Genomic DNA, 15931 nt, shown 5'->3' on the forward strand with positions numbered 1-15931 from the left:
ATCAATACCGGACATAAAAAATCCCCCGCTTTCGTGAAAAAGCGGGGGATCGTCAGCGTCTCATGACGGCTTAACCGAGCAGGAAGGCCTTGAGGCGGCCAAAGTCAGCGGGCAGATCGTGGGACAGGAGCGGCAGCGCGGCGTGCTTGGCGAGCGGGCCCGGCAGCGGTACATCCAGATTCAGGATCTCGTCCACCGACTCTTTGAACTTGGCCGGATGGGCGGTGCAGAGGAACACACCGACCTCGTCTTGCCCAAGCTGCTCGTTCAGCAGATCCCAGGCAATCGCCCCGTGGGGCTCGCACAGGTAATCCAGCTGATGCAGGCGTTTGAGCGCGTCGCGAGTCTGGGCATCATCACGCATCCCTGAGCCCAAGGTTTCCAGCGCCCAGCCCTTGCGACGGCACAGCTCTTCCACCCGCGGCCAGTTGTTGGGGCGGCTCACGTCCATGGCGTTAGACAGGGTCGCGACTGTCTGGTGCGGCTCCCACTGGCCGGTTTTCAGGTAACGCGGCACGGTGTCGTTGGCGTTGGTGGCGGCGATAAAGCGCTTCACCGGCAGCCCCAGCGCCTTGGCGATGAGACCCGCGGTGAGGTTGCCAAAGTTGCCGGACGGCACGCTGATGACCGCCTTGGCGCGATCGGCTTTCGGCAACTGGGCCACGGCTTCGAAGTAGTAGCAAACCTGGGCCAGCAGGCGGCTGATGTTGATGGAGTTGGCGGAGTTGAGGCCGATGGCGGTCTTGAGCCCTTCATCGTCGAAGGCATCTTTGACCAGCGCCTGACAGGCATCGAAGTCGCCGTCGATGGCGAGGGTGCGGATGTTGCCGCCTAAGGTGCAGAAGAGCGCCTCCTGCAAGGGGCTTATCTTGCCCTTGGGGTAGAGGATCACCACTTCAATCCCCTCCAGGCCGTAGAAGGCGTGGGCCACGGCGGCGCCGGTGTCGCCGGAGGTGGCGGTGAGGATGGTGATCTTGTCATTGGTTCTGAACGCAGCCAGACACTGGGCCATGAAGCGGCCGCCGAAATCCTTGAACGCCAGGGTCGGGCCGTGGAACAGCTCGAGGGCATAGGTGCCGTCTTTGAGCTTCACCAGGGGCGCCGGGAAGGTGAAAGCAGCGTCGATAAGCTCGCTCACCTTGGCAGCCGGTACTTCGTCACCCAGCAGGTGGCTCAGGATGCGGGCCGAGCGCTCGGCCAGCGGCAGATCCAGCAGGGCATCCACGTCGGCCAGCGGCTCCAGGGTCTCTGGGAAGAACAGCCCCTGCTCGCGGCCCAGACCCTGACGCACCGCCTGCGCGAAGCTCACCTGTTCACTCTTGTCCTTGATGTTGTAAAGATTCATAGCTCGCTTCCTGTTACCCGTGCCCCGGCCATGTCCAGTTTGCAGACCCGGGCAAATCCATCTTCATTGCGCACGAAGTGCGCTTCCATCCACTCTTTCATGCGTTCGGCCTGGGCCAGATCCTTCATCACCACGAACACGGTGGGACCGGACCCCGAGATGCCGGTGGCCAGCGCCCCGTTCTGGGCCCCCTGGGCCCGCACCTCGTTGAAGCCTTCAATCAGGGCCGCGCGATAAGGCTCGGCGATCACGTCTTTCAGGACGCTGGCGGCCAGCCCTTCCTGGCGGCTGTAGCTGGCATGCACGAAGGCGGCCAGCCGGCGGCCATAGGTGAGGCAGTCCTGGCGGCGATACTGGGCCGGCAGGATGGCGCGGGCGGCGGCGGTGGAGACCACGGTGCCCGGGTAGCAGACCACCCAGTACCACTCGTCAAACACCGGGATGCCCTGGCTGATGACGCCCCCCTCCTCCAGCACCAGTTGCATGCCGCCCAGATAACAGGGCGCCACGTTGTCGTAATGGACGGAGCCGGAGATCTTCCCTTCCATCTCCCCCATCAACAGCAGCAGGTCGTGTTCATTGAGAGGCGCACCGTGGAAGGCGTTGAGCCCTTCCAACGCCGCCACGACGCTGCAGGCGCTCGATCCCAGGCCCGAGCCCACCGGCAGGTTCTTCTCCAGCACCATTTCCAGCGGCTTGAGACCCAGGCCGCGCTTCTCAAGCGCCTCGCCATAGGCGACCCAGCAGTCGTGGAGGATGTTCTTTTTCGGGTCGTCCGGCAACTTGTGGGCGTAACGGCCCACGGAAGAGAGAGCGAAAGGCACCTCTGCCGATTTGACCTGGACGCGATCCCCCAGCAGAGAGCCATCCACGGGGGCGAGCGCCGCCCCCAGGACGTCAAAGCCCACACTCAGGTTGGCGCTGGAGGCCGGGGCATAGGCCACCACGCTGCCGCCGATTTCTACATTCGGGTTCATCTCTGAACTCATGTTACAGCTCCTGCTTCCAGTTCTGGGTGCGCAGCACGTCGGCGAAGACACCGGCGGCGGTCACTTCGGTCCCTGCGCCATAGCCGCGCAGTACCAGGGGGATGGGCTGGTAATAGGTGGAGAAGAAGGCGAGCGCGTTCTCCCCGTCTTTTACCTTGAACAGGGGCTCGTCGCCACCCACCGCCTTGATGGCCACCTTGCACTTGCCACCCTCGATGGAGCCGACGTAACGCAGCACCTTGCCTTCACGCTGGGCCGCCGCGAACTGGTCGCGGAACCAGCCGTCGGCCTCGGGCAGGCGGGCCATGAAGGCCTCCACGTCGCCGCTCACATCAAAGCCCGGCGGCAGTGCCTGCTCCACCTCCACATCGGAGAGTTCCAGCGCCATGCCGGCCTCGCGGGCCAGGATCAGGAGCTTGCGAGCCACGTCCATGCCGTTCAGGTCATCGCGGGGATCCGGCTCGGTGAAGCCGTTGCCGCGGGCGATTTGGGTAGCCTCAGAGAAGGCCATCCCCTCATCCAGCTTGCCGAAGATGAAGGAGAGCGACCCGGACAGGATGCCGTCGAAGGCGCGCAGCTTGTCACCGGCCTTGATGAGGTTTTGCAGGTTCTCGATGACCGGCAGGCCCGCGCCCACGTTGGTCTCGTACAGGAACTTGCGGCGGGTCTGGCGGGCGGTGCGACGCAGCGCCTTGTAGTAATCCAGCGACCCGGTGTTGGCCTTCTTGTTCGGGGTGACCACGTGGAAGCCGGCCCCGAGGAAGTCGGCGTACTGGACGGCCACGGCTTCACTCGAGGTGCAATCCACGATCACCGGGTTGATGAGGTGGCTCTCTTCCACCAGCTTCTTCACCGCCTCCAGGCTGAAGCTGCCTTGTGCTTCCACCAGCTGTTCACGCCAGTTGGCGAGGGCCAGACCATCCTTGTTGACCGCCATCTGGCGGCTGTTGGCAATACCCACTACCCGCAGGCCGGTGCCCTGCTCGGCCAGTACCGGCTGCTGGCGGGCAATCTGATCCACCAGGGCTGCACCGACGCCGCCTACCCCGACCACGAAGAGATCGATGAACTGCTGGCTGCCAAAGAAGTTCTGGTGGCACGCCTTGATGGCTTCCGCCACCTTGCCGGAGCGCACGACCGCGGAGATGGAGCGCTCGCTCGACCCTTGTGCGATGGCGACGATGTTGATGGAGGCCTGGGCCAGGGAGGTGAAGAAGCGCGCCGCCATCCCCTTGGAGGTGCGCATGCCGTCACCGATGAGGGAGATGATGGCCAGATCGGTCATGATCTCGAGCGGGTCCAGCAACTGGTTTTTGAACTCCAGCTCGAACTCGCGCTCCAGCACCTTGCGGGTCTTGTCGCTGTCGTAGCTGTGGATACAGAAGCTGACACTGTACTCGGAGGACGACTGGGTGATCAGCACGATGCTGACCCCGGCGCGGGAGACGGCGGAGAAGATGCGACCGGCCATGCCCACCATGCCCTTCATGCCGGGACCGGAGACGTTGAACATGCACATGCCGGAGAGATCCGAGATGGCCTTCACCTTCAGATCGTCATCCCCCTGATCGACCCCGATGAGGGTACCCGGACCCTGAGGGTTGAAGCTGTTCTTGATGAGGCAGGGGATGTGGAACTGGGCCACGGGGGCGATGGTCTTCGGGTGCAGCACCTTGGCACCGAAGTAGGAGAGCTCCATCGCCTCTTTATAGGAGAGGGTTTTGAGCAGGTAGGCATCCGGTACCAGGCGCGGGTCGCAGTTGTAGCAGCCCTCCACGTCGGTCCAGATCTCGCAGCACTCGGCATCGACGCAGGCGGCCAAGACGGCGGCGGAATAGTCGGAGCCGTTGCGGCCCAGCAGCACGGTCTCGCCCTTGTCGCTGCCCCCGGTGAAGCCCGGCATCAGGTAGAGACAATCAGAGCGCAGGCCCTTGGCGGCGAAGCGCACCCGGGAGGCTTCGATGTCCACATGGGCTTCGAGGTAGCCGCCATCGGTGACCAGCAACTGCTCGGGCACGATGAGATCCAGCTCGATGCCGCGCACCCGCAAGAGCTCGTGCATGAAGGCGATGGAGAGGTTCTCGCCACGGCTCAGGATACGGGCCTGGACGTTGTCCGGGCACAGCCCCAGCAGACGGATACCCTGCATCAGCCGCTCCACCTGATCCAGTTCACTGGTCAAACGAGCCTGCAGCGCCTTGTCATCCAGCGCGGGATAGGCGGCCTTCAAGCCGGCCAGCAGACGGGAGAAGATACCGTTGATCTCGAACAGGGTACTGCTTGCATCCATGCCGCGACTGGTCTGTTCCACCAGGGCGACCAGGTGATTGGTCACCTTGGCCGGTGCCGACAGCACCAGGGCCACCTGGGATTGGCCATGGGTATTCACCGCGATATCGGCAACCCGCAAGAAACGCTCTGCGTCGGCCAGTGACGACCCGCCAAATTTCAACACTCTCATCGCTATCTCCCTGTATTCCCTGCAAATTGATCTGCTAATAGGTCTAAAAACAATCCAACAAAAAAGGCCCGTACTGGGTGGGTACGGGCCTTTTTCTGATTTCTGTGCTTGTTCGTCAGCGCATCAACCGGCCCCAGTGCCACCTGTGGTGGTACCGGTAATAATGGTGGTGGTGATGATGTTGGTGAATAGCTGCATGACGAACACTCTTGAACGAATCTGGTTGTTAGCAATACCGCGCCCGGCGAGGGGCTGTCAACCTAAACCTCCTTGCCAAACTTGCGGGCAAGGTCTTTGCAGAGCAGATGGAGCATATTGAGATCCCGCTGCGGCAGCATGGGCACTCGGTCCATCACCCATTGATGCAGTTTTTCATCCTGCGAAACTCCGAGTTCACCAAGCAATTCTGCTGTTTTTGATTTCAGCACGCGAACCTGCCCGGCACTCTCGAAATTTTCTGCTACGTCCTGCTCGTCGCTCACTTTCTGGTCATCGAGCAGCGGACTCAGCTCATAGGCATACAGCATGATCGCCTGACCCAGGTTCAGGGACGGGTATGAGACCTTGAGAGGCAGGTAGCTGATGAGATCCACCTGGGCAAGCTGTTCGTTGGAGAGTCCGGACTCCTCGCAGCCAAACACGATGGCCACCTTCTCGAGGGAGGGCTTGGCCCGGATCTGGTCGCGAATGTCCGCCGGGGTGAGGTAGTGCTGGTAGCGGCCGCGCTGCCGGGCGGTGGTGGCGACCACCAGATCCATGTCCGCCAGGGCCTCTTCCAGGGTGTCGAAGGCTTGCGCATCCGTCAGGATCTCCTGCGCCCCGTGGGCAACCCAGCTCGCCTCCTCCTCTTCGTGCACCCGGCTCCCCACCAGTCGCATGGCATCGAAGCCCATGGTCTTCATGGCGCGGGCAGCAGCCCCCACGTTGGCGGCACGGGCGGGCGACACCAGCACAAAATAGAGTTTCATCGGGTTCTCTCCAGGATGGGGCCGACGCCGCGAACTGCGGCGAACCGTCGGCAAAACAGGGGCGCAATCTACCGTTTATCCCGAAATATTGCCACTTGAACAGATGTTTGGATGTTGCCATAGTGGCCTTGGACGCGAGTCCGCCGCCTCAGGGCACTGACGCCATGGGCCCGACAGATCACAAGGAAGAGAGAGATGCAGCAGCCATTGGAGCAGGCGGTCGCCGAGACGATCCTGCAACGTTTTGAGTCGTTTTACAGCCGCTTTCTCGAGATAACCCAGGGCAGCAAGAGCCGTTTCGAGAACAGCGACTGGCTGGGGGTGCAGCTCGCCGGTCGAGAGCGCATCCGCCTCTATGATCACCATGTCGGCGCCACCACGGCGCAGATCAAACAGATGATGGGGGAGCAGCTGCCGACCCAGGCCCTGCTCAAGCAGGTGAAAGGCGCCTTCAGCGATCTCCTGCCCCGCTGCGAGAACTTCGAGGTGGCGGAGTCTTTCTTCAATTCCGTCTATCGCCGCATCTTCCGCCATCGCAACATCCGCGACGAGAACCTTTACATCCACCCCTTCGTGAGCCGGGGCGACAAGCCTGACCTGGGATCCTTGCTGCGTATCTATCGCACCGATCTCTCCCACCTGCCCCAGACCCTGAGCCAGCTGCTCGGGGATTACAGCTTCACCCTCCCTTTCGAAGACAAGCAGCGGGACATCATGGACATCCACCGCCATCTGGCAGAGAGCGGCCCGGCCATCCTGCACGAGGAGCCCTTCGCCATCGAACTGCTCAGGGAGGTGTTCTATCGCAACAAGGGAGCCTATCTGGTGGGGCTCATCCGGGTGAAGGGCGAAGTCTATCCCTTCATCCTGCCCTTGCTCAGCACCGGTCAGAGCATCTATGTGGACACCGTCATCTTCGAGCCGGAGCTGGCTTCCATCGTGTTCGGCTTCGCCCGCGCCTACTTCATGGTCTATGCCCCGGTGCCGGCGCTCTTTGTGGCCTTCCTTCGCCAGATCATGCCCCGCAAGCCGGACTATGAAATCTACAACGCCATCGGCTGCCAGAAACACGGCAAGACCGAGCTCTATCGCCACTATCAGCAGCACCTGGCCCAGAGCCGGGAGCAGTTCGTCATTGCGCCCGGCATCAAGGGGATGGTGATGAGCGTGTTCACCCTCCCCTCCTACGATGTGGTGTTCAAGGTGATAAAAGACGAGTTCACCCCGCCCAAGGAGGTGAGCCACGAGCAGGTGAAGGAGAAATACCGGCTGGTAAAACAGCACGATAGAGTGGGCCGCATGGCAGATACCCAGGAGTTCACCAACTTCGAATTTCCCCTCGATCGCATCTCGCCGGAGCTGTTGACCGAGCTCAAGGCGGTGGCGCCTTCTGCGCTGACCCTCACCGCCGACAAGCTGGTGATCAAACACCTCTACACCGAGCGCAAGATGATCCCCCTGAACCTCTATCTGGAGCAGGCGGACGAACAGCAGACCCGCCTCGCTCTGGAGGAGTACGGCAACGCCATCCGCCAGCTCGCGGCGGCCAACATCTTCCCCGGCGACATGCTGTTCAAGAACTTCGGGGTGACTCGCCACGGCCGGGTGGTCTTCTACGACTACGACGAGATCTGCTATATGACGGAGTGCAACTTCCGCCAGATCCCGCCGCCGCGCTACCCGGAGGACGAGTGGAGCGCCGAACCCTGGTATTCGGTGGCACCCAACGACATCTTCCCGGAGGAGTTCGCCACCTTCCTGCTGCAAAAACCCCAGGTGCGGGAGATCATGATGCAGTTGCACAAGGAGCTCTTCGATGCCAACTACTGGAAGATGCTGCAGAGCAACATCAAGGAGGGGATGTTCGAGGATGTCTATCCCTACCGGCGCAAGAAGCGGTTTCGCTTCCAGCGAGGGGGATGACCCGGCATCAGGCACAAAAAGGGACGCCATGGCGTCCCTTTTCACATTCTTCTGCACGCTGGCGCAGGGGCCGCCTGCGACAGCCTTTGACGAGATCCCGGCTTATTTCACGGCGTCAAAGGTCAGCAAGGTGGCCTTGTCGGCATCCTTTAGCACCAGCTGTTTGCCGCTGATCTGGAAGCTCGCCACCTTCTCCAGGGTCTGCAGGTAGTTCATCTCCTTGCCGGCCAGATCCCCCGCACACATCATGCGCGTCGAACCCATGGCGCCCAGCGTCAACACGCCGTCACCCTGCTCTGTGATGCCGCCAAAGTAGCGGTTGCAGCCGCCCTTGCCCGCCACCTTGTCACCGGCGACCTGCAGGGTGAAGGTATCACCGCTCGCCCCTTGCAGTTGCCAGGTCGATGCCTGCAATTGTGCCAGCGTGGACCCCGTAGTCATGGCGCAGCCTCCCAGGGCCAGAGCGGCCAGCAGGATCAGTTTGTTGTTCATCAGTTCACCTCGTGATGGAGCGTGTCGTAACGACACGGAGTGAGGGGCCTGTGTACCATGACTGCGGCGTCAATCAAAACTCTTTTATTGTGATCGGGGTTCCCTTTACTCCCCGCTGGCATGTGCCATGCTTGTAGTCCTGTTCGGACCCAGGGAGGGGAAACGAATGGTCAAGTCTCTCGTCATCGCCATGGCATCCAGCCTCGTCTTTTCGGCTCAGGCCGCCGACTGGAGTTTTCTCCAGACCGAATCGGACAACCCGCTCTACGTCAAAAGCTATTCCGGCGTACTGCTCGGCAACCAGAGCCATCTTGGCGACAACTTCGACCTCTGGCTCATCAATACCGGCTATCAATACCCGCTTCAGGATGACATCAGCCTCTACATGGAGGCCGGCCCCGCCATCGGCCCCCAAAGCGGGCAGGCCGGGTTCAATATCAGCTCTGGGGTGCGCTATCGCCTCTCCCCGTCACTCAACATCGGCAGCCAGCTCAAGCAACTGGAGGTGAGCAAGGCCAGCACCCTGGTTGAGCTCAACAGCAGCCTGCTGGTGACACCCTCCCTGGCCATCACCGCCAATTACGGACTCAGTGCCTTCAGCACGGAACACTTTCTCACTCTGGGCGTGGGCTTCAACTTCTGAGGTTCAGAGGAGCCTGGCGCCGCTCACCAGCACACCGTTGAGGTCGGCGTAGACATAGTCGCCGGGCGCTATGGTCACACCGGCAAAAGAGACCACGGTGTCCAGCGTGCCCAGGCCCCGTTTTTCGGTCTTGACCGGGCAGGGGGCCAGGGCCTTGACCCCCAGCGCCAGGGTCGCCAGCGTCCCCACATCCCGCACGGCACCATTGATGAGGATCCCCTCCCACCCCTGCTCCACCGCCTTGATGGCCAGCTGATCCCCGAGCAGCGCCCGACGCAGGGAGCCGCCCCCGTCGATCACCATCACCTTGCCATGGCCGGGACGATTGACCAGATCACGCACCAGGCTGTTGTCTTCAAAGCAGGAGAGGGTCACGGCCTCGCCGTAAAACAGCGCCTTGCCGCCATAGTCCTGAAACAGGGGGTCAGCGATCCTAAGGGCGTCGCCATGTTCATCGCAAAGGTCGGGCAGCAGGTCCAGCATGATCATCATCCTTCCATGGAGTGAAATGTGTCCGCTCATTCTTTCATCATGTCGGGGCGCTGACAATCCACCGGCCGGGTGCCCTGTGCGGATGGCGGGGGGCCATGTCAGCCCGAAGGCCTGAGCCGCCAGCGGGACGCAAGCGCCCCCAGATGACAGGGCGGCCCTTCCAGCAACACGGGCACCAGCCAGAGCTCTCCTTCACGCACCCAATAGAGGGCATTCTGGCCAAATCGGGCGGCCAGCCGGATCGCCTCTGGCAGCGAAAGCGGCAACAACAGCGACGCCTCCTGCCAGCGCTCATCCTCATCGCTCCCCCAGACCTCTCCCATGACGGGACACTCGCCCACTTGCCGGACAAGGGCTCGCTGGCGACGGGCATTGCGGCGCAGCCCCACCCACCTGCTGGCCGGGTTCCAGGCCGTGACAATGGCGTAGGCTGGGCAGCTGGGAGGCGCAAAGGGGGCGATGAAGCACACTTTTCTGTAGTTTTCCCACAAAGTCATGTCAACCACATGTTACATCCCATTACATTTATTAAGGGCGAAAAAGCGGGTCAGCCCAAGTATGATGCAGCGAACTCGGGGATTGACTTATATCAAAGCTGAGTTAAAAAGTTGCTATCTGACGGCAAAGAGTGTTGTTATGCGCCTGTTAACTGATAAAATGCAGCAACTTTTGTAATGGACTACCTCTCCGGGCTTCTCTTGTTCAGACTTGTTGAGAGCCCATGTACGGCACAGGGATGCTTGCCGACATAGTTACCAAATTCGCGATGATTCGACCTGATATTCATACCCAGGATGACGTAATAAATTTTCAGGACCGGTCGGATAACGCCAAAGAGTGTTAAAATTTCGATAATTAACTGATAAGAATCTGGGAATACTCATGCAAACACCACATATTCTGATCGTCGAAGACGAGCTGGTCACCCGCAACACCCTCAAGAGCATCTTCGAAGCCGAAGGCTACATCGTGCTGGAAGCCAACAACGGTGACGAGATGCACCAGGCCCTGACCAGCCACACCATCAACCTGGTGATCATGGACATCAACCTGCCGGGCAAGAACGGCCTGCTGCTGGCGCGCGAGTTGCGTGAAGATGACAACATCGCCCTGATGTTCCTGACCGGTCGCGACAACGAAGTGGACAAGATCCTGGGGCTGGAGATCGGCGCAGATGACTACATTACCAAGCCGTTCAATCCCCGTGAACTGACCATCCGTGCCCGCAACCTGCTGAGTCGCACCATGAATGTGGCCGCCGGTGGCGAAGAGAAGAAGCTGGTGGAACGTTATCTGTTCAATGGCTGGGCTTTGGACATCAACAGCCGCGCCCTGGTCAGCCCGGCTGGCGACATGTTCAAGCTGCCCCGCTCCGAGTTCCGCGCCATGCTGCATTTTTGCGAGAACCCCGGCCAGATCCAGACCCGTGCCGAGCTGCTCAAGAAGATGACGGGCCGCGAACTCAAGCCCCACGACCGCACCGTGGACGTGACCATCCGCCGTATTCGCAAGCACTTCGAGAGCGTGGGCGACACCCCGGAGATCATCGCCACCATCCATGGCGAAGGCTATCGCTTCTGCGGCGAGCTGGAGCAGGAGTAATCCTCCCCACTCCCGAGTTGAAAAGGCGCCCTGTGGCGCCTTTTCCATGTCTGCGCCTTTCAGCTTGGGCGCTTTGGCACTCTCGCCGGCATCAAAAAACAGACAACAAAAAGCCCACTCACAGGAGTGGGCTTTTTGTGTGAAGACTGGAGCGGGCAGCGGGAATCGAACCCGCATCATCAGCTTGGAAGGCTGAGGTAATAGCCATTATACGATGCCCGCTAGGCATCAAAACGTACTTGGTGTGATGGGGAGTCCCCACGACAGACAGCCATCTGGCTGATATGGACAACGGCGCGTGCCGCCATCTGGAATGTGGAGCGGGTGATGGGAATCGAACCCACGTATGCAGCTTGGGAAGCTACCGTTCTACCATTGAACTACACCCGCGTCAGTGGCCTCTACTATATGCATTTTGCCGCCGAGCGCAATCACCGCCCTCGCATTTTTTGCCATAAATCAAGCTGTTCGGCCAACTAATGAGCATGAAGCCGATTTTTCACACAATGATGTTCATCCGCCCGGTTCTGCAAGGTTGCCAAGCCGTGGGGGCGACGATAGTCTTGCGCCACTCGTTTGAGGAGGGTGGTAATGGACAAGAACAGACAGAAACATCTCTATGGCTGGTTGCGCAAACAATCGGGCCATGGTCGGCGCTGGATCGGCATCTCCATCGCCTTCGGGCTGGGTCAGGGCGTCCTGATGGTGATGCAGGCCTGGTTGCTGGCGACCCTGCTGCACGGTTTCATCATCGAAGGCTCCACGCCGGAGCACTCCGCCCCCCTCTTCATCAGTCTGTTGCTGGTGACCCTGACCAAGGCGGCCCTGGCCTATGGCCGCGAGGTGGCGAGTTTCAAGGCGGGAAGTGCGGTGCGCCAGGCCATCCGCGAGCTGGTGCTCACCCGCCTCGCCAGGCTCGGCCCTGCCTATATCCAGCGTCGCCCCGCCGGTAGCTGGGCCAGCCTGCTGCTCGAGCAGATCGAAGAGATGCAGGACTTCTTCTCCCGTTATCTGCCCCAGATGGCCATCGCCGTCTTTATTCCCCTGGTGATCCTGGTCTCCGTGTTCCCGGTCAACTGGGCGGCGGGCCTCATTCTGCTCGGCACGGCCCCCCTCATTCCTCTCTTCATGATCCTGGTGGGGGTGGGCGCCGCCGATGCCAACCGCCGCAACTTCCAGTCGCTGGCACGCCTCTCAGGCCACTTCCTCGATCGCCTCAAGGGGCTGCGCACCCTGCAGCTTTTCATGCGCACCCGGGCGGAAGGGGAGGCCATCCGCGATGCATCGGAAGATTTTCGCGAGCGCACCATGGAGGTGCTGCGCCTCGCCTTCCTGAGCACGGCCGTGCTGGAGTTCTTCGCCGCCATCGCGGTGGCCCTGGTGGCCGTCTACTTCGGTTTCTCCTACATCGATCACCTCAACTTTGGCAGCTATGGCGTCAAGGTCACCCTCTTTACCGGCCTGTTCGTGCTCTTCCTCGCCCCCGAGTTCTACGCGCCGCTGCGGGAACTCGGTGCCCACTATCACGCCAAGGCACAGGCCATTGGCGCCGCCGAACAACTGCTGGAATTTCTCGAGGCCGACGTGAGCGAACCCGCCTCCGGGACGCTCCCCTTCCATGCGGATGGCCCCGTCAAGGTAGAAGCCCGCAGCCTGGAAGTGCTGAGCGCCGAGGGCAAGGTGCTGGTCGGTCCCCTCGATTTCACGTTGGAAGCCGGCACGCGCACCGCCCTGGTCGGCATCAGCGGCGCGGGCAAGAGCTCCCTGGTCAATGCCCTGCTCGGTTTTGCCCCCTATCGCGGTTCCCTGTGCGTCAACGGAGTGGAGCTTCGTACCCTGGACATCAGCCAGTGGCGCCAGCAGCTAGGCTGGCTCTCCCAGAATCCCCAACTCTTCCACAGCACCCTGCGGGACAACCTGCTGCTGGCCAGACCATCCGCCAGCGACGCCGAGCTGGAAGCCGCGCTCAAGCGCGCCCAGGCCTGGGAGTTCGTCAATGAGAAAGGGCTGGACTATCGGGTCGGGGATCAGGCGGGCGGTCTCTCCGTCGGCCAGGCCCAGCGCATCGCCCTTGCCCGCACCCTGCTCAAGACGACCCAGATGATGGTGCTGGATGAACCCACTGCCAGCCTGGATCGCCATTCTGAGCGGGCCGTCATGAGCGCCCTCGAGCAGGCCGCACAAGGTCAGACCCTGCTGATGATCACCCACCGCCTCGATCAGCTCAGCCAGATGGACAACATCCTGGTGCTGGCGCACGGCAAGCTGGTGGAGCAGGGACGTTTTGCCGCACTCGGCGAGGCCCAGGGCCCCTTCGCCCGCCTCCTGTCGCAATCCCAAGGTTTCGGAGACTCTCTCGATGACTGATCTATTGCCGTTCCTGCGCCTTTATCGCCAGCACTGGCTCAGCCTCTCCATCGGCCTGCTGCTGGCCCTGGTCACCCTGGTGGCCGGCATGGGCCTGCTCTCCCTCTCCGGCTGGTTCCTCTCCGCCGCCGCCGTCGCCGGGCTGGCGGTCGCCACCCGAGACACCTTCAACTACATGACCCCTGCGGGGGGCGTGCGTTTCTTCTCCATCGTGCGCACCGCCAGTCGCTGGGGCGAGCGGGTCGTGAGCCACGACGCCACCTTCCGGGTGCTGACCCGGCTGCGGGTCTGGTTCTGGCAAAAGCTCTCCCCTCTCTCCCCCGGCTCCCTTGCCGGTTTTCGCCAGGCTGACCTGCTCAACCGTCTGGTGGCCAACATCGATGCCATGGATCACGTCTATCTGCGCCTCATCACCCCCATTGGGGCGGCGCTGCTGAGCTGCGCCGGGCTGGTCTTCTTCCTCTCCTTCTTCGATGGTCGCCTGGCGCTGACGCTGGGAGCCATTCTGCTCTTTGGCATGCTGGCCTTGCCCCTGGTTTTCTATTTTGCCGGGCGCGCACCGGGCCGCCAGCTCATCGCCGAGAAGTCCAACCTGCGTACCCGCATGGTGGACTATCTGGACGGCCAGGCCGAACTGCAGATGTTCGCCGCCGCTCCCGAGGCGCTCACCGGATTGCAGCAGGCGGAGCAGGCCCTGATCAGGGCCCAGGCCCGCATGGCCCGCGTCAGCGGTCTGGCCGCCTTCTCGGTGCAGTTGCTGAGCGGCTGGACTCTGACCCTGATGCTCTGGCTGGCCGGTCACGGCGTCGGTGGCAGTTCCCCTGACCCCATCACGGCACTCATGGTGTTCGCTACCCTGGCGAGCTTCGAGGCGCTGCTGCCACTGGCCGGTGCCTTCCAGCACCTCTCCACCAGCCTCACCTCCGCCCGCCGTCTCAACGAGATCCTGCAAGAGGCCAAAGCGCCGGAGTGGGGAGCACAGCAAGCCCCCGCTGCCCGGGGTGCCGTGCAGATAAGCGACCTGCATTTCACCTATCCAGGCCAGGATGCCCCCGTGCTGCAAGGGTGCACCCTGCAACTGCATGCCGGGGAGAAGCTGGCGCTGCTGGGGCAGACCGGCTGTGGCAAGTCCACCCTGATGGGGTTGCTGACCCGGGAGTGGACGGCCCTATCGGGGGAGATCCTGCTCGATGGCAAGCCCCTCACCGATTACAGCGAAGAGGCGCTGCGCGCCTCCTGCTCCGTGGTGAGCCAACGGGTCCACCTGTTTGCCGATACCCTGCGTGGCAACCTCACCCTGGCCGCCCCCGGAGCCAGCGACGAACGGCTCATCGAGGTGCTCACCCAGGTGGGGCTCGGAACTCTGCTGCGCGATGAGGGTGAGCAGGCCGAACAGGGGCTGGATGCCTGGCTCGGGGATGGCGGGCGTCCGCTCTCCGGCGGGGAGCGCCGCCGCATCGGCATCGCCCGCGCCCTGCTCCACGATGCACCGCTCTGGCTGCTGGACGAGCCCACCGAAGGGCTCGATACCCAGACCGAAAGGGAGATCATGGATCTGCTGCTGACCCTGGGGGCGGATCGCACCCTGCTGCTCATCTCCCACCGCCTGCTGGGGCTGGAACGGATGGACAGGGTAGCCCTGATGGAAGAGGGTCGCATCCGTCTGTGTGCCCCCCACCAGGAGCTGCTGGAAGATGATCACTACCGCAGCCTGCACCGGCGACTGGCCCCCGCTTGATCCGGGGTCGTCTCGCTACAATCCATTGATATGGCTAAAAATGGGGCTGGTCGCCATCGGCGACTGCCCCCTATAATGGCCCACTCGCCACCCAACAAGATGCCGATATGAAACGCCTGATCCTGATGATGCCCCTGATTGCCTCCGGTTGCGCCGACTTCGCCTTCAACAGCAATCTGGACAAGGAAAACTTCGACGAGTACTTCAAGCCGGGGAGCGTGCGGATCTACGAGCAGAGCGAGCTCGCCGACCTCAACTACCTCTACCTCGGCACCGTCGAGGGGGAATCCTGCCAGAGCGATGCCAATCAGGCGGTGCCCAATGCCGGTGAAGCCCGCACCCTGGCCCGCCGCCGCGTGGCGGACATGGGGGGCAACGGCGTCAGCTTCGACAAGTGCGCCGAGTTCAGCGACGTGCCCGGCTGCCTGAAACAGGTGATCTGCTACGGTCAGGCGCTGAAAGTGGCCGAAGAGAAGTAAGACCTGCCATGGCGATCGCCATCGTGCGACTCGGCAGCCCCCGCCTCGAGGATGAGGGGCTTCGCATCGGTACCGTGCGTCGCCCCCCTCGCGGCGTGCCCAAAGCGGCGTTCGCCAGCCAGGATTGGTACGACGTCTGGTTCCCCAATCTGGCCCCCAGCGCCGAGACCATGAAACTCGGTCAGACTGCCGACACCCCGGCCCGGTGGACCGCTTTCTGCAAGCAGTACAAGGCCGAGATGGCCGCCCCGGCCGCGAAGCACGATCTGGCCCTGCTGGCCGCCCTCTCCCACACCACCCATTTCTCGGTGGGATGCTACTGCGAACAGGAGTCCCGCTGCCATCGCAGTGTGCTGAGGACCCTGCTGGCCGACGCAGGTGCATTGCTGCGCTGAGCGCCCGTCATGGATGAACACCCCACATGAGAAGAGG

General features: G+C 62.2%; 14 protein-coding genes, 2 tRNA genes and 1 other annotated feature. Of the genes, 7 read left to right on the top strand and 9 right to left on the bottom strand.

Translation table 11 applies throughout. From position 1 onward, the window contains the following. Positions 1 to 70: 70 nt before the first annotated feature. From thrC to ACVDHI_RS01920, 4 genes are all read right to left on the bottom strand, one after another. The gene (thrC, locus tag ACVDHI_RS01905) at positions 71 to 1345 is read right to left on the bottom strand and encodes a threonine synthase (RefSeq protein WP_049636630.1); all 1275 of its coding nucleotides are present in this window, start codon (positions 1343 to 1345) and stop codon (positions 71 to 73) included. Then, positions 1342 to 2322, bottom strand: coding sequence for a homoserine kinase (gene thrB / locus ACVDHI_RS01910; RefSeq protein WP_010673589.1), 981 nt, complete (start codon positions 2320 to 2322; stop codon positions 1342 to 1344). Before thrB ends, thrC begins: the two co-directional genes overlap by 4 nt. 13 nt (positions 2323 to 2335) lie before the next feature. After that, positions 2336 to 4795 carry a bifunctional aspartate kinase/homoserine dehydrogenase I gene (gene thrA / locus ACVDHI_RS01915; RefSeq protein ID WP_042878884.1) on the bottom strand — a complete coding sequence of 820 codons (2460 nt, stop codon included), beginning with the start codon at positions 4793 to 4795 and terminating at the stop codon, positions 2336 to 2338. Positions 4796 to 4852: 57 nt separating this feature from the next. Further along, positions 4853 to 4986, bottom strand: a sequence feature (Thr leader region). Between the two features lie 69 nt (positions 4987 to 5055). Then, a complete protein-coding gene (locus tag ACVDHI_RS01920; RefSeq protein ID WP_039039357.1) occupies positions 5056 to 5763 on the bottom strand; it encodes a tRNA/rRNA methyltransferase in 708 nt (235 codons plus the stop codon). Positions 5764 to 5958: 195 nt separating this feature from the next. Here ACVDHI_RS01920 and aceK point away from each other — a divergent pair, with 195 nt between their 5' ends. After that, positions 5959 to 7686 (top strand): bifunctional isocitrate dehydrogenase kinase/phosphatase, encoded by a 1728-nt coding sequence (gene aceK / locus ACVDHI_RS01925; protein ID WP_447211623.1) that lies wholly within the window; start codon positions 5959 to 5961, stop codon positions 7684 to 7686. Positions 7687 to 7788: 102 nt separating this feature from the next. On the opposite strand, the gene ACVDHI_RS01930 is transcribed toward aceK, so the two are convergent. Further along, positions 7789 to 8178 carry an META domain-containing protein gene (locus ACVDHI_RS01930; protein WP_039039356.1) on the bottom strand — a complete coding sequence of 130 codons (390 nt, stop codon included), beginning with the start codon at positions 8176 to 8178 and terminating at the stop codon, positions 7789 to 7791. Between the two features lie 166 nt (positions 8179 to 8344). On the opposite strand from ACVDHI_RS01930, the gene ACVDHI_RS01935 reads away from it, so the two are divergent. Continuing rightward, positions 8345 to 8821: a hypothetical protein gene (locus ACVDHI_RS01935; RefSeq protein WP_039039355.1), complete on the top strand. Its 477-nt coding sequence runs from the start codon at positions 8345 to 8347 to the stop codon at positions 8819 to 8821. 3 nt (positions 8822 to 8824) lie between these two features. Here the strand turns inward: ACVDHI_RS01935 and ACVDHI_RS01940 are convergent, their stop codons facing one another. After that, on the bottom strand, positions 8825 to 9304 hold the full coding sequence (locus ACVDHI_RS01940) for a putative 4-hydroxy-4-methyl-2-oxoglutarate aldolase (RefSeq protein ID WP_048208766.1): 480 nt from the start codon (positions 9302 to 9304) through the stop codon (positions 8825 to 8827). Positions 9305 to 9411: 107 nt separating this feature from the next. Further along, positions 9412 to 9810 carry a DUF3293 domain-containing protein gene (locus tag ACVDHI_RS01945; RefSeq protein ID WP_082180751.1) on the bottom strand — a complete coding sequence of 133 codons (399 nt, stop codon included), beginning with the start codon at positions 9808 to 9810 and terminating at the stop codon, positions 9412 to 9414. A gap of 385 nt (positions 9811 to 10195) precedes the next feature. On the opposite strand from ACVDHI_RS01945, the gene arcA reads away from it, so the two are divergent. Continuing rightward, positions 10196 to 10915 carry a two-component system response regulator ArcA gene (gene arcA / locus ACVDHI_RS01950; protein ID WP_010673581.1) on the top strand — a complete coding sequence of 240 codons (720 nt, stop codon included), beginning with the start codon at positions 10196 to 10198 and terminating at the stop codon, positions 10913 to 10915. 147 nt (positions 10916 to 11062) lie between these two features. Here arcA and ACVDHI_RS01955 read toward each other — a convergent pair. Beyond that, positions 11063 to 11137 (bottom strand) — tRNA-Gly (locus ACVDHI_RS01955). Between the two features lie 94 nt (positions 11138 to 11231). Next, a tRNA-Gly gene (locus ACVDHI_RS01960) sits at positions 11232 to 11305 on the bottom strand. Between the two features lie 201 nt (positions 11306 to 11506). On the opposite strand from ACVDHI_RS01960, the gene cydD reads away from it, so the two are divergent. The 4 genes from cydD to ACVDHI_RS01980 all read left to right on the top strand — a co-directional run bounded on the left by cydD (position 11507) and on the right by ACVDHI_RS01980 (position 15894). Then, positions 11507 to 13282 carry a heme ABC transporter permease/ATP-binding protein CydD gene (gene cydD, locus ACVDHI_RS01965; RefSeq protein WP_447211624.1) on the top strand — a complete coding sequence of 592 codons (1776 nt, stop codon included), beginning with the start codon at positions 11507 to 11509 and terminating at the stop codon, positions 13280 to 13282. Then, positions 13275 to 15020 (top strand): heme ABC transporter ATP-binding protein/permease CydC, encoded by a 1746-nt coding sequence (gene cydC, locus ACVDHI_RS01970; protein WP_447211625.1) that lies wholly within the window; start codon positions 13275 to 13277, stop codon positions 15018 to 15020. The genes cydD and cydC overlap by 8 nt, the downstream gene beginning before the upstream one ends. A 107-nt stretch (positions 15021 to 15127) precedes the next feature. Continuing rightward, positions 15128 to 15499, top strand: coding sequence for an Rcs stress response system protein RcsF (gene rcsF / locus ACVDHI_RS01975; protein ID WP_010673578.1), 372 nt, complete (start codon positions 15128 to 15130; stop codon positions 15497 to 15499). Positions 15500 to 15507: 8 nt separating this feature from the next. Continuing rightward, positions 15508 to 15894: a DUF488 domain-containing protein gene (locus ACVDHI_RS01980; RefSeq protein WP_039039351.1), complete on the top strand. Its 387-nt coding sequence runs from the start codon at positions 15508 to 15510 to the stop codon at positions 15892 to 15894. The last annotated feature ends 37 nt before the right edge of the window (positions 15895 to 15931 follow it).

It is taken from the genome of Aeromonas sp. 25-248 (assembly GCF_053005425.1).